Raw genomic sequence first — 13,139 nt, 5'->3', positions numbered from 1 at the left:
AGAGCCTCAGCTCGCTTCCGCCAGCAGCGAGAGCTGCTGCTGGGGCGGCTCGACGAGTGACTGGTCGGTGAGATGGGTCGGATAGCTGCCGGTGAAGCAGTGGTCGGCATATTTCGGCGCTGCCGGGTCGCGGGCGGGCTCACCCATCGCGCGATACATGCCGTCGATCGACAGGAAGGCGAGCGAGTCCGCGCCGATCAGCTGGCGCATCTCCTCGAGCGAATGCGTCGCCGCGAGCAGGCCGCCGCGATCCGGCAGGTCGATGCCGTAATAGTCGGGGTAGAGGATCGGCGGCGAGGCCAGGCGGAAATGCACCTCGGTGGCGCCGGCGTCGCGCATCATGCGCACGATCTTGCGCGAGGTGGTGCCGCGCACGAGCGAGTCGTCGATCAGGATGATGCGTTTGCCTTCGATCGCGGCGCGGTTGGCCGAGTGCTTCATGCGCACGCCGGATTCGCGGATCGCCTGGGTCGGCTGGATGAAGGTGCGGCCGACATAGTGATTGCGGATGATGCCGAGCTCGAACGGCACGCCGGAATGCTGGCTGTAGCCGATCGCCGCCGGCACGCCGGAATCCGGCACCGGCACGACGACGTCGACCTCGGGATGGCTTTCGCGCGCGAGCTGCGCGCCGAACGCCTTGCGCACCTCGTAGACCGAGCGGCCGCCGACGACGGAATCGGGACGGGCGAAGTAGATGTATTCGAACACGCAGGGACGTGCCGGCTTCGGCGGGAACGGCTTGTGGCTGTGCGCCCCGGTCTCGTCGAAGATCACGACCTCGCCGGGCTCGATGTCGCGGATGTAGCGCGCGCCGATCATGTCGAGCGCACAGGTCTCCGAGGCCAGGATCGGGCAGCCTTCGAGCTCGCCATAGACCAACGGACGGATGCCGAGGGGATCGCGGGCGCCGATCAGCTTCTTGTTGGTCATGCAGACCAGCGAGTAGGCGCCTTCGAGCGCGCGCAGCGCCTCGATGAAGCGGTCGATGAAATTGGTGCGGCGGGAATGCGCCACCAGATGCAGGATCACCTCGGTGTCGCTGGTCGACTGCATGATGGCGCCGGCGCGCACCAGCTCACGGCGGAGCGTGAGACCGTTGGTGAGGTTGCCGTTGTGGCCGACCGCGAAGCCGCCGGCATTGAGCTCGGCGAACAGCGGCTGCACGTTGCGCAGGATCGTGGCGCCGGTGGTGGCATAACGGACATGGCCGACCGCGGCGTTGCCGGGCAGGCGCTCGATCACCTCGCGGCGGGAGAAGGTGTCGCCGACCAGGCCCAGGCGGCGCTCGCTGTGGAAGCGCGCGCCGTCATAGGAGACGATGCCGGCGGCTTCCTGGCCGCGATGCTGGAGCGCATGCAGGCCCAGCGCAGTGATCGCGGCGGCATCGCTATGCCCATAAATGCCGAACACGCCGCACTCCTCGCGCAGCGTGTCTCCGTCCAGGTCTGGGTCTCTGAGGTAGGCTTGAGGTCCGAAGTCCAGATCCGCGTGAGTATCCGCTTGGGCTTCGCCGGAAGAATCGTGGTGCAGGTCCATCGCGCCTCTCTTCTGGGCTGAGCTCACTTGGCCGCGGGTTTCTCGATCAGCTTCTTCAAGCTGTCGCGGGCAGGCTTGCTGTACCCATCGCCGCCCGCTCCGGGCGACTCGGTGTCAGTCTGGTCGTCGTCCGGCTTGTTCTTCTTGAATTTCTTTAAAATGGTGTTCTCGGGATCATCAGGCAAGAGCGACATCAGCCAATCCCCGGTTCCCTGCAGGACGACGCGGGATTTGGCGCCGGTGACCCAGTCCGGGCGCTGCTTGTCCGGCACCAGCCAGCTGAAGAACAGGAACGCGACCACGACGATCAGCAGGCCGCGGCCCAGCCCGAACAGGAATCCGAGGGTGCGATCCAGCGCGCCGATGCGCGAATCGAGGATCATGTCGGAGATCTTGACCGTGATCACCGAGACGATGAGCAGGGTGCCCACGAAAGTACCGGCGACGACGACGACGCTGGCGACGGTATCGTTGTTGAAATAGGTCTTCGCGGTCGGCAGCAGCTTGGAGAATGAATAAAGCGTGACCAGGGCGGCCGCGCCCCAGGCCGCGATCGACAGCACCTCGCGCATGAAGCCGCGGACCATCGCGAGCAGCCCCGACACCAGCATCACGCCGAGCAGGATGAGATCGAGGATCGTTATCGGCATCGGCTGCTCAGGTCCGCTTCACAGGTCCAAGGTTCGCTTCGAATCGACGGAGGACCTCCCCTCCAGGTGGAGGACAGCGAGGTTCCCCGGCAAGTCCGGACGCTGCACGATCCCGTGTGGGCGACCGGTTGCGGCGTTGTATAGCGGCGAGTCACGCGAACGTCACGGTCCGGCTAGCCGTCCTGGCGGCGGAATCTCGCTGGTGTGGCATTTTTTTCGGCAGGGCGCGGTCCGCGGCGGCCGTGGTCGCCGTCATCGTCGACCTGCCGGGTCGTCTCATGGCGGGCACGAGGCGTGCCGCGCGCGGCGATGTCGGCCACCAGGCTGGTCAACCCGCCGACGGTATTGAGGCTGAGCCCGGCGTCGCCGCCGGCCTCGCCGCGGGCGCGCTCCGGCAGCACCACGCGCAGAAAGCCGAGCTTGGCGGCCTCCTTCAGCCGTGCCGAGGTCTGCGCCACCGGTCGGACCGCGCCCGACAGCGAGATCTCGCCGAAATAGACCGCATCGGACGGCAGCGGCGCGTTGACCAGTGACGAGACCAGAGCTGCGGCCGCGGCGAGATCCGCCGCCGGCTCGTTGATGCGCAGGCCGCCGGCGACGTTGAGATAGACGTCGTGGCCCGACAGCTTGACGCCGCAATGCGCCTCCAGCACGGCCAACACCATCGACAGCCGGCTCGGATCCCAGCCGACCACGGCGCGGCGCGGCGTGCCGAGCGAGGTCGGCGCCACCAGGGCCTGGATTTCGACCAGCACGGGGCGGGTGCCCTCGATGCCGGCAAAGACCGCCGTGCCGGGGCTGCCGAGATCGCGCTCCGACAGGAACAGCTCGGACGGGTTGGTCACCTCGCGCAGACCCAATCCGGTCATTTCGAACACGCCGATCTCGTCCGTCGGGCCGAAGCGATTCTTGACCGAACGCAGGATGCGGAACTGCTGCGAGCCCTCGCCCTCGAACGACAGGACCGCATCCACCATGTGCTCGACGACCCGGGGGCCGGCGATCTGGCCGTCCTTGGTGACGTGGCCGACCAGGATGATGGCCGCGCCGGATTTCTTGGCGAACCTGATCAGCTTCTGCGCCGAGGCGCGCACCTGGGTCACCGTGCCCGGGGCCGATTCCACGGTGTCGGTCCACATCGTCTGGATCGAATCGATCACGATCAGCCGCGGCACGCCGCCCTCGGACAGGGTCGCGATGATGTCCTCGACCGAGGTCTCAGCCGCCAGTTGTACCGGCGCATCCGCAAGCCCGAGGCGCTCGGCGCGCAGCCGCACCTGGGCGACAGCCTCCTCGCCGGAAATGTAGACCGCGCGATGGCCGGCGCGCGCCAGCATCGAGGTCGCCTGGGTCAGAAGCGTCGATTTGCCGATGCCGGGGTCGCCGCCGACCAGCAGCACCGAGCCGCGGACGAAGCCGCCGCCGGTGACGCGGTCGAGCTCGGTCATGCCCGACGACAGCCGCGGCGCGTCGATGGTCTTGCCGGTCAGCGATTCCAGCTGGAAGGTGCGGCCCTTGCGCTTGGAGCGCAGCGAGACCGGCGCGGAGGTCGCGCCCGTCGTGTCTTCCTCGGCCAGCGTGTTCCACTCGCCGCAGGCCTCGCACTTGCCCTGCCAGCGCGAATAGGCCGCGCCGCAGTTCTGGCAGACGAAGGAGAGCGTGGTCTTGGCCATGAGGTGAGAATCGGTGCGGTCAGGAGTGGGTGGCGTTCCATAACATACTTAGGCCTGCGGCCAGCATGATGCCATCCATCACCACACGGAACACATCGGGTTTCATGTGCAGCACGAAGCGCTTGGCGACGAAGGCGCCGGCCATCAGCGAGCCGCCGGCAATCAGACCTTTCAGCAGGATGTCCGGCGTCAGCGCGCCGAAACGCTGGAAGGTGATGGATTTCGAGACGTAGAGCCCGAGCGAGCTCGCGGCCTCGGTGGCGAGGAACGCGCCCTTCGACAGCCCGTAGAACAGGAACAGCGGCACGCTCAGCGGCCCGGTCGAGACCACGATGCCGGTCAGATATCCGATCACCGCACCGCCGATCGCGAGGTGCCAGAGGTTGGCCTTGAGGTCGTGCCGCGCCAGCCAGTGCCGCACCGGCACCATCGCCATCAGGAACAGCCCGATGGTGATGTCGACGGCGTGCGACGGCAGGATCAGCAAGGTGCGCGCGCCGAGTGCGGCGGCCGGAATCCCGGTGACCGAATAGGCTGCGCAGGCGCGCCAGTCGACCTCGCGCCACCACGCCAGGATGCGCGACAGGTTCGCCATCACGGCCGCGACCGCCATGATCGGCACGGCCTCCTTCGGCCCGTATTCATAGGTCAGCACCGGCATCAGCATGATCGACGAGCCGGTGCCGACGATACCGGACAAGGTGCCGGCCACGAGGCCGACCGCGAGCACGAAGAGGAAGCCCAAGAAGATCGTCTCCGCGCTCGGACAAGATCTCTCTCCGCGTCGTTGCGAGCGAAGCGAAGCAATCCAGGCTGTGCGTGCCCCTGGATTGCGTCGTCGCGGAGCCTGCCCTCGGGCTCGCCGCAGGCGAGACTCGAGGGGCTCCTCGCAATGACGGAGTCGGAGAGATGCGTCCCGTGGTTAACGGCTCGTTCGAGCCGACTCGAAATCGGAGATGATTGTGCGTCCGCATCATTAAAAGTTGAAGCGTATTCCTCGCAGGTCCGCTGATGTTCTCGGACGATGACGATGAGCAAAACGCCAATGTCCTTGCAGATGCGGCCGTCCATGACGGCAACCGCCGATGCGGAGTTCCCCTGGTTCACGGCTGCGATGCTGGCCATGGAAGCCGGCGAGGTCATCCGGCTCCGGCTGGAGAAGTTCGCGCGCGGCGAAGCCGATGCGGGCGAGGAGGCTGAGCTGATGGTCAGCGAAAAGATCGCCGCAGCCCTGGAGGCGACGGCGAAGCTGATGGCCGGCGCGAGCCCGGCGGCAGTCGTCGATCTCTATCGGGACTATGTCGCGGCCAACGCCGAGCGGCTGTCGGCCTAAGCCCTGCGCAGTCCGATTGCGTTGGACTGCGGATGTCGAGCCACCGAGCGCGGACGAGCTGGTCGAAACGCCGCCGGCTGGGCCGTTTCATGCGTTCAGGTGCGGTGTGTTGCCATTGTGATGAAGATCGGACACCTTCCCGAAACCACCGACTGCCGCTCACTTCTTTCGCCGGACCGATCGAGTGCGACTGCTCATACGCCTCATGCAACGCGTGCTGGTCGCCGGGCTGGGGATCTTCACGGTCTGGCTGATCGTCTTCGTGGTGTTCGAGACCGCGAACCGCAGGCTGCCCTGGATTGCCGCAGTCGGCGTCAGCTACGCGTTCGCGGCCTATGTCGTTCTGCCACGCGTGATCCGGTTGAGCCTCAGGATTCTTCAGAAGCGGCGAGTGCCCAGCTACACGATCACGGGGGATGGATTGCCTGGCGACCCCGTCAATCTCGCCCTGGTCGGGACGCTCCAACAGCTTCGCGCAAGCTTTGCTGCGGTCGGTTGGTCTGAAGCGGACCGATTGGGCCTGACGAGCTCCTGGGCCATGATCCGCGCCTTTGTCCTCGATGCGCCTTACCCCGCCGCTCCGTTCAGCACGCTCTATCTGTTCGGGCGCGGCCAGGATATCGGCTTTCAGAAAGCCATCGGCAACAGCCCGCGAAAGCGCCATCACGTCAGGTTCTGGGCTGTTGGCCTGGCACACGCAGAGCAAACCTGGAATGCAGGCGATTTCTGGTCCAACGCCGATCGGCCGGCGGTCGATGAATCCGCTCTGTGGGTCGGCGCCGGCACGAAGGACACCGGCCTGTCGTTCACCCGATTGACGTTTCAGGTCACGCACGCCACCGATCCGGATGTCAACGCCGAGCGGGACTACATCATGGCCGAACTGATCAGGACACGATCGATCGAGACCGTGGAGCTGTACAAGGCTGGTCAGAGCCTCCCCGAGCGGGTCAATCACTACGTGACGGACGGAGACATTGCGTTGGCGAGCCTGTTGGTCTCCACCGCAGACGACGACACATGATTTGCCGTCGTCTGTCTAATGGACACGCTGACGAGCCTCTTTCGATGTCGTCCGTTCTGCCCGGGGCCGGACCAGGAAGGCGGTTCCGAGCAGGACGAGCATCGCCACGGTGACGACCGTCAGGAACGCCTGATCGAAGGCGCGATGGGCGTGCGAGGTGACGATGGCAGCGAGCTCGGTCGGCAGCCGCTCGGCTGCGATCAGCGCCTCGTCGATGCTGTCGCGCGCAGCGGCGGGAATGCCGAGGCCGTCGGGCAGAACCATGAAGGCCGTATAGACCCCGGACAGGATGCTTCCGAAAATGCTGATGCCGATGGTGCCGCCGAGCTCGAACGACACTTCCTCGATCGACGCGGCCATGCCTTCGCGGCCTTCGGGCGCGTGATTCATCACGGCGTTGGAGGCGGCCGCGATGGATGCGCCGAGCCCGAGCCCGTTGATTGCGATGCAGATCAATTGCAGCACGAAGCTGGCGTTGTAGCAGAGCAGGTAGCCGGCCGCGCCGATGCCTGCGATCGCCAGCGCGCCGGACATCGTGGTGGCGGCTCCCACGCGACGGAGCATGAGGCTTGCGAGCGGCCCGCCGATGAATGCACCGAGCGGGGCCGGCAGGATGTACAATGCCGCCTGCAGCGGCGAGTAGCCGAGGACGAGTTGCAGGCGCTGGCTGATCGCGAGCTCGGTGCCCGCGATGGCAAGTGACGCCACGATCGCGGTGATCACGCTGAGCGCGAACTCGATATTCCGGAACAGGGTGAAGTCGAGCAAGGGATCCTCGAGACGCAATTGACGGCGTACGAACGCCGTCAACACGATGGCCGTCGCGACAGCCGTGCCGGCAAGGACGACATAGGACGACTGGCGACTGCCGAGATCCTCGACGACGTAGGCGAAGCCGATCAGTCCGGCCATCGCCTGCACTGAACCGAGGAGGTCCCAGTCGCGCTCAGCACGATCTCGCGGCGCAGGAATCAGCAGCAGGCCGGCGGCCAGCGCCAGGACGACGAGCGGCACGTTGATCAGAAAGACCGAGCCCCACCAGAAATATTCCAGCAGGACGCCGCCGACCAAGGGGCCGACCGCCGCCCCGCTGGACGCAACGGCTCCCCAGATCGCGATGGCGAGCGCCCGTTCGTGGTCATCGGAGAAGGTGATGCGAATGATCGACAGCGTCGCCGGCATCATCAGCGCGGCGCCGATCGCGAGCAGGACGCGTCCGCCAACCAGGATCGTGGCGGTCGGCGAATAGGCGGCGACGACCGAAGCCAGTCCGAAGACGATGAGGCCGGCGATGAATGTCCTCTTGTGCCCGACGCGATCGCCGAGCGAGCCGAAGCCGGGAAGCAGGCCGGCGACGACGAGCCCGTAGGCCATGACGATCCACAATTTCTCCGAGGCGGTTGCTCCGAGCTCATGGGTCAGGCTGGGCAGCGCCGTATAGAGCACCGTCATGTCGATGACGACGAGCGCCAGCGCGCCGGAGACGGTCAGGAGGATCAGCCAGCGAATGCGCTTCGACATCGGCGAATCCGCCGGCGGAAGACTCTGGTCAGTCCGCGCATTCGCCATCTCGTTCACCGTCGTCATTCCCGTTCAGAGTCCATCGCGATGTGTGATCCGGCCGTTCATCATCGTCAGCTGAACGTTCAGCTTGCCGATCTCGTGTGGTCCGACATCGAACAGGTTCTTCTCGAGCACGATCAGATCGGCCAGCTTCCCGACCTTGATGGAGCCGATCCTATCTTGCATGCGCAGCTGATCGGCCCCGCCCATCGTGTCGCCTCGAATGAGCTCCGGCAGGCTCAGGCGTTCGGTCGCGGGCGGATGGACCGAAGCGCTGCGCTGGCAGCCATTGTCTCGCGTCCGCACCCGTGTGGCCCCGGCTACATCAGGTGAAAGTCGGAAAACGCTCGCCCGCGAACAGGGAGCGCCGGAGACGGGACCAGTTGGACGCGAACTGGAACGTGTCGAGATCGGTGTAGGTCTGGCCGATCACCTGCATGCCCGCGGGCATGCGGTCCTCGACCAAGCCGAGCGGGACCTCGACGACGGGATAGCGGTTGAGCAGGTTCCAGTGCCACGTCAGCGCCAGGTTCAGGCCGGTGCCCACCCACGGGTCCACCTTGTTGTCCTTGCTCTTGAACATGTCGGCCCCGACAAGAGGCGTTGCCATGGTCGGCATGAGCAGAATGCGGTAGCCCTTCCCGAACACGCGCTGCTGGACCTGGCGGTGCAGCCGCTGCAGCAGCTCCTCGGCGTCTTCGGCCTGGCGCGGTCCGACCGGGCCGACCTGGTCGAGCATTTCGGTCATGTAGGGCGAGAGCTGATCGCGATGCGCATTCGAGATCTCGATCGCGGTGCCGATGGACGTCGACATCAGCCCACGGATGAAGACCATCTTGTGGGCTTTCGTGAAGCCGCAATCGACCTCGTCCACCGTGCAACCCGCGGCGCGCAGCGCCGCGATGCCTCCCAGCATCGCAGCCTTCACGGAGGGTATGACCTCCGCAATGCCGGCGCCCCAATCCACGGCGATGCGCCACCCGGAAAGGCGCGGATAACGGGTGGGATAGTCGAGGCGAGGGCGCATCGCGGCCATCATCCGCTCGGACGGACCGACGATCGCGTTCTGGAGGCGGACGAGGTCGTCGAAGCGCCGCGCCATCGGGCCTGAGGTCGCGAACGGGATTTCCCCGCCGGCCACGCGTCCGAACGGCGGCCTGAAGCCATAGAGACCACATTGTGAGGCGGGAATTCGGATCGAGCCGCCCATGTCGGAGCCGAGGGCGAGCGTCGTGAAGCCCGCGGCCAGCGCCGCGCCGGACCCCGCCGACGACCCGCCCGGAGAATATTCGAGATTCCATGGATTGCGCGTCGTGCCCCAGGCGCGGGTGGATGCGCCGAGGAAAAGATAGAATTCCGGCACGGTCGTCTGGAACGGCATCACGGCGCCAGCCGCCTCGAGCGAGTCGATGATGGCCGCGTTCTCCGTTGCCGGCGGCGAGTCCTTGTAGATGAGCGAGCCCTGTGTCGTCCGCCAGCCGGGCCTGGAGAATTCGTCCTTGATGGCCACCGTGATCCCTTCCAGCGGCCTCGGATTGCCGCGCCGATAACGGTCTTCGGACTGCTTGGCCTCCTTCATCGCCTGGTCGAAGTGCTCGTAGGTGATGCAATTGACCTTCGGGTTGTAGGCTTCGATCCGCTTGATCTGCGCCTTCAGGAGATCGACCGGTGACGCCTTGCGGGCCCGGAACATGGCGGTGAGATCGGCGACCGATGCGTAGCAGAGCGGATCGGCGGACTCGGCCCGCGCGGCCGGCAAACCGAGTTCGGACGCGACCAACGCCACTCCCGCGCCTTTGATGAGCATTCGTCTGTCGATCATACACGCCTCCGTATTTCCGGGAATCGGTCCGAGTATTTCGATTTGATCGTGAGGTGACGATCCGAGAAAAACGCAGGATTCAGCTTCGCTGTTCGTGGCTGAGCTGGCCGTTCATGACGGTCATCAGCGCCTCAATGTTGGGCCGGCATCGGCCGCGGCGAACGCCGCGCCTGTCTGGAGGAGCGGGAGTCGTGGCAGTCCGGCCCCGTTGGCGGAGTCTCAAGCTGGAGCAGACCGCGAAATCTCGCCCCGTTGCATGCGACGCGCATGAATTCACCTCTGCTCGCTCTGCGGGAAACACACTATTCCCGATTCCGCAGATCGTATGAACTCGGGGGAACTACGTAGTCGATTGCGTGCGAAGCGTTCGCATGAGCTGCGCGCGTTCGAGACGAATAGGTTAGAATGATTGTCAATTCGGAATAACTCCGCGGCTTCGAAGCGGAATCGCCGTTCGAAGCAAGCAGGCCGCATCACATTGTGAGGGACGCCGGCCTGCGTATCGTCCAGTTTGCGATCAGGTCGCGAACTCATCCGATCTGCAGAGTTCAGCTCATGGCAACGAAATCGATGTAACCTGCACGTGCGCGATTCGTCCGGCTCTGCGAGCGTGACCCCTGATCTGGCTGCATCCGTGTCGCAACCGGCGGTCCCGCTTCGCTCGGCAAGGTGCTCTCATGATCTTGCTGCTGGCCGTGATGCTCCAACTGAAGTGCGACGGCAGACCGACGGAGTGAAGAATGTTCACACTGGTACACGCAGTGACTTGGCTCGTCGTCGGCTTGATCGGCGGCGGCCTAGCCGGAATCCTGGTGAAGCGCCGCCGAGCAGGTTTCGGGCTCCTCACCAACATCGGATTGGGATGCGTCGGCGCGCTCATCGGCGGGGTCTTGTTCAACCTGTTCGGGTTGTTTCCGGGCATGGGCAGCATCGTCATTTCGCTACGCGATGTCGTCGCGGCGTTCGTCGGCTCGCTCGTCCTGCTGGCGGCGATCTGGCTGTGGGGCGTAGCCCGCGAACCGAGTCCGCGCTGAGCCCCACGCGGTCGTCAGCCCGAGTGGCGCGCGGTCTCCGCGCGCCAGTCGCGCGGACGCATGCCGAAGCGCTGCTTGAAGCGGCGCGTGAAGTGCGACAGATCCGAAAAGCCCCAGTCGAAGGCGATACGGCCGATGTCGCGGCCGCCTCGGGCGGGATCGCGCAGATCGCGCGCTGCGCCATCGAGCCGGCGCTCCATCACCAACTCGGAAAAGCTGGTGCCGGCGCGGGCCAGCAGCTTGTGCACATAGCGCTCGCTGATCCCGACGACAGATGCGATGGTCGCCACCGTCAGGCCGGGCTCGCGCACCCGCTCGTGAATGGCGCGGCGCAGCGCCAAGGTCGTCGCATCGGCAAACGAGGTGGTCGCATGCGTCTCGCGGCGGCCGCGGCGCGACAGGCTCAGCGCCACCAGATCGAGCAGCACGCCGAACAGCGCCGACGCATCGTCCGGCGCGAGCCGCAGCGCGTTGGCGTTGAGGGAGCGCGCCGTCTCCACGATCAGCGCGCCGACGCACGGGTCGTCGGACAGCCGCGTCGGCGCGATGTCCGGCACCGCCGGCAGGCGGCCGAACAGCGCATCGGCTGGGACGCGGAACGAGATCACGCCGAGCGACGGCCCGCGATCGTGCTGAAGCACGAAGGTGCGGTCGCTGTCGAAGATGCCGACCTGGCCGGCGGACAGGCTGACATCGCATTCGTCCTGCAGGATGGTGCAGCGGCCGGCGAGCTTGAGGTTGAGATAGAAGCAGCGCTGGGTGGAAGCGGCGATGTCCGCGCGCGAGCGGCGGACGATGTGCTCGGGAAAGCTGACGCGGTTGATGGCGCCGCTCCCGACGCTGATGCTCTGCACCTCCGCGGCGAAGCCGATGCCGCGCGCCGGCTCCGGCGTCAAATTCATGAAGGCCTGGCAGATCGCCTCGCGATAATACGAGAACTGCTCCTCCGGCCGCACCACTGCCGTATTCCAGCTCCGCTGCCGTTCCGGCTCGGCGCCCATCGGTTCACTCCGAGACCAATCGGGTTCAGTTGCAGCCAAGCGCCGCGGGCGCGGTCCGGCCCATAGTCCTTGCACCGCCTTCCATCGTGCAAAGGAACGTGATCATGTCAACCTACGTCCTGGTCCATGGCGCCTGGCATACCGGCGCCGAGCTCGAGCCGGTCGCCGCGCCCATTCGCTCCGCCGGCCACACGGTCCATCTGCCGACCATCCGCGGCAACCGCCCCGGCGACGCCAAGACCATCGGACTCGACGAGGCGATCGCCTCGATCTGCGACTACTTCACCGAGCACGACATCACCGACGCCGTGCTGATGGGGCACTCCTATGGCGGCATGGTCATCACCGGCGTCGCCGACCGCATTGCTCAGCGCATCCGCCGCCTGGTCTACTGGAACGCGTTCGTGCCCAACGACGGCGAGTGCCTCAACGACATGGTGCCACCGCACTATGTTGCGCTGTTCGACGCGGTCGCGGCGGAGCGCGGCGACGGCTCGGTGGTGCTGCCGTTCCCGGTCTGGCGCGAGGCCTTCATCAACGACGCCGATCTCGCCACCGCGACGCGCACCTATGAGATGCTCAATCCGCATCCCAACAAGACCTTCACCGACAAGATCACGCTGCGCACCAATCCCGCCGAGATGGCCATCGCGAAATCCTACATCAACTGCACCGAGGACACGGCGCTGCCGCACAGCCTGCCATGGCATCCGCGCCTGTCCGGCAAGCTCGGCCTGTTCCGGCTGGTCCAGGTGCCCGGCAGCCATGAGCTGTGCTTCTCCGATCCTGGCCGGCTCGCGCAGGCGATCATGGATGCGGGACGCGATTGACGGGACGCCGTCACGCTCTCGGTGTGACGCCACGCGGTGATGATTCCAGGTTGTGATCGGCGTCACATTCGCCGGGAGCGCGATCGGTCAGACTGATCTCCGATGAAGGCAGCCCGGCGGGGCATCCATCCTCGCCGCACCATCGGAGAAACGCGTCATGGCCCAGCTCCATCTGACGTCCCCTCGGGGTCTTGCATCCAAGACATCAGCCGCGAAAGCGCCCGCGCGGCCGGCCGCGACCAGGGCCGGCTGGCTCGCGATGGCCGCCGGCGTGATCACGACCGTGTTCGCTGCGATCGGCGCGGTGAACAGCGTCATTCCCGCGGCGTCGAACGTCGGCGCGGCCGTGCTCGAAGCGCTGAACGTGCCGGCCTGCCTGTCCTATGCCGATCGCTATGACGGCACGCAGAGCAGCTTCCGCAAGGAGGGCCAGCTCTGGCGCGAATATCCGCGCGGCTCGGAGACCTTCAGCTACGAGTTCAGGGAGATCCGGCGCACGCGCCAGGAGATCATGCTGTGGAACGTGACGCCGCGCCCGAACGTGCCCGATGCCGCGAGCCTCGTCGTGCACCTGCCGGTGTGCGGCGGCATGGCGGTGCTGACCGAGGGCCTGCCGGAGCGCGCGACCAACCTGCAGCAGACCTGGCCGGACCGCGGCTGAAGCTCCGAC

The 13,139-nt window shown here is 66.2% G+C and carries 13 protein-coding genes; 5 read left to right on the top strand and 8 right to left on the bottom strand.

Annotated features, from left to right (window positions below):
• Nucleotides 1-6 precede the first annotated feature (6 nt).
• The 4 genes from purF to ACQR1F_RS06505 form a co-directional block, all read right to left on the bottom strand.
• Nucleotides 7-1,539 carry an amidophosphoribosyltransferase gene (gene purF, locus ACQR1F_RS06520; protein ID WP_316180960.1) on the bottom strand — a complete coding sequence of 511 codons (1,533 nt, stop codon included), beginning with the start codon at nt 1,537-1,539 and terminating at the stop codon, nt 7-9.
• Nucleotides 1,540-1,562: 23 nt separating this feature from the next.
• On the bottom strand, nt 1,563-2,189 hold the full coding sequence (locus tag ACQR1F_RS06515) for a CvpA family protein (protein WP_315712460.1): 627 nt from the start codon (nt 2,187-2,189) through the stop codon (nt 1,563-1,565).
• Nucleotides 2,190-2,362: 173 nt separating this feature from the next.
• Entirely contained in the window at nt 2,363-3,862 is a 1,500-nt protein-coding gene (gene radA / locus ACQR1F_RS06510; protein ID WP_434912700.1) for a DNA repair protein RadA, read from the bottom strand.
• Nucleotides 3,863-3,881: 19 nt separating this feature from the next.
• Nucleotides 3,882-4,607 carry a sulfite exporter TauE/SafE family protein gene (locus ACQR1F_RS06505; protein WP_434845845.1) on the bottom strand — a complete coding sequence of 242 codons (726 nt, stop codon included), beginning with the start codon at nt 4,605-4,607 and terminating at the stop codon, nt 3,882-3,884.
• 285 nt (nt 4,608-4,892) lie between these two features.
• Here ACQR1F_RS06505 and ACQR1F_RS06500 point away from each other — a divergent pair, with 285 nt between their 5' ends.
• The gene (locus ACQR1F_RS06500; protein ID WP_315800323.1) at nt 4,893-5,195 is read left to right on the top strand and encodes a hypothetical protein; all 303 of its coding nucleotides are present in this window, start codon (nt 4,893-4,895) and stop codon (nt 5,193-5,195) included.
• Between the two features lie 205 nt (nt 5,196-5,400).
• Nucleotides 5,401-6,219, top strand: coding sequence for an LssY C-terminal domain-containing protein (locus ACQR1F_RS06495; RefSeq protein WP_434912699.1), 819 nt, complete (start codon nt 5,401-5,403; stop codon nt 6,217-6,219).
• Between the two features lie 15 nt (nt 6,220-6,234).
• On the opposite strand, the gene ACQR1F_RS06490 is transcribed toward ACQR1F_RS06495, so the two are convergent.
• From ACQR1F_RS06490 to ACQR1F_RS06480, 3 genes are all read right to left on the bottom strand, one after another.
• Nucleotides 6,235-7,740 (bottom strand): MFS transporter, encoded by a 1,506-nt coding sequence (locus ACQR1F_RS06490; RefSeq protein WP_434912698.1) that lies wholly within the window; start codon nt 7,738-7,740, stop codon nt 6,235-6,237.
• 72 nt (nt 7,741-7,812) lie between these two features.
• Nucleotides 7,813-8,088 (bottom strand): amidohydrolase family protein, encoded by a 276-nt coding sequence (locus ACQR1F_RS06485; protein WP_434912697.1) that lies wholly within the window; start codon nt 8,086-8,088, stop codon nt 7,813-7,815.
• A 19-nt stretch (nt 8,089-8,107) separates the two neighbouring features.
• Nucleotides 8,108-9,604 (bottom strand): amidase, encoded by a 1,497-nt coding sequence (locus ACQR1F_RS06480; protein WP_434912696.1) that lies wholly within the window; start codon nt 9,602-9,604, stop codon nt 8,108-8,110.
• 740 nt (nt 9,605-10,344) lie between these two features.
• Here ACQR1F_RS06480 and ACQR1F_RS06475 point away from each other — a divergent pair.
• On the top strand, nt 10,345-10,638 hold the full coding sequence (locus ACQR1F_RS06475) for a GlsB/YeaQ/YmgE family stress response membrane protein (protein WP_316215629.1): 294 nt from the start codon (nt 10,345-10,347) through the stop codon (nt 10,636-10,638).
• Between the two features lie 14 nt (nt 10,639-10,652).
• Here ACQR1F_RS06475 and ACQR1F_RS06470 read toward each other — a convergent pair whose 3' ends face one another.
• Nucleotides 10,653-11,639, bottom strand: coding sequence for a helix-turn-helix domain-containing protein (locus ACQR1F_RS06470; protein WP_434912695.1), 987 nt, complete (start codon nt 11,637-11,639; stop codon nt 10,653-10,655).
• A gap of 104 nt (nt 11,640-11,743) precedes the next feature.
• Between ACQR1F_RS06470 and ACQR1F_RS06465 the strand changes: the two genes are divergently transcribed.
• Both ACQR1F_RS06465 and ACQR1F_RS06460 read left to right on the top strand, forming a co-directional pair.
• Nucleotides 11,744-12,469, top strand: coding sequence for an alpha/beta fold hydrolase (locus ACQR1F_RS06465; protein WP_434883202.1), 726 nt, complete (start codon nt 11,744-11,746; stop codon nt 12,467-12,469).
• 157 nt (nt 12,470-12,626) lie between these two features.
• On the top strand, nt 12,627-13,130 hold the full coding sequence (locus ACQR1F_RS06460) for a hypothetical protein (protein WP_316180941.1): 504 nt from the start codon (nt 12,627-12,629) through the stop codon (nt 13,128-13,130).
• The last annotated feature ends 9 nt before the right edge of the window (nt 13,131-13,139 follow it).

The organism is Bradyrhizobium sp. HKCCYLS3013 (genome assembly GCF_051167615.1).
Taxonomy (GTDB): domain Bacteria; phylum Pseudomonadota; class Alphaproteobacteria; order Rhizobiales; family Xanthobacteraceae; genus Bradyrhizobium.
Note: the sequence above shows the minus strand (reverse complement) of the source record. Positions and strands in the feature narration are given on the sequence as shown.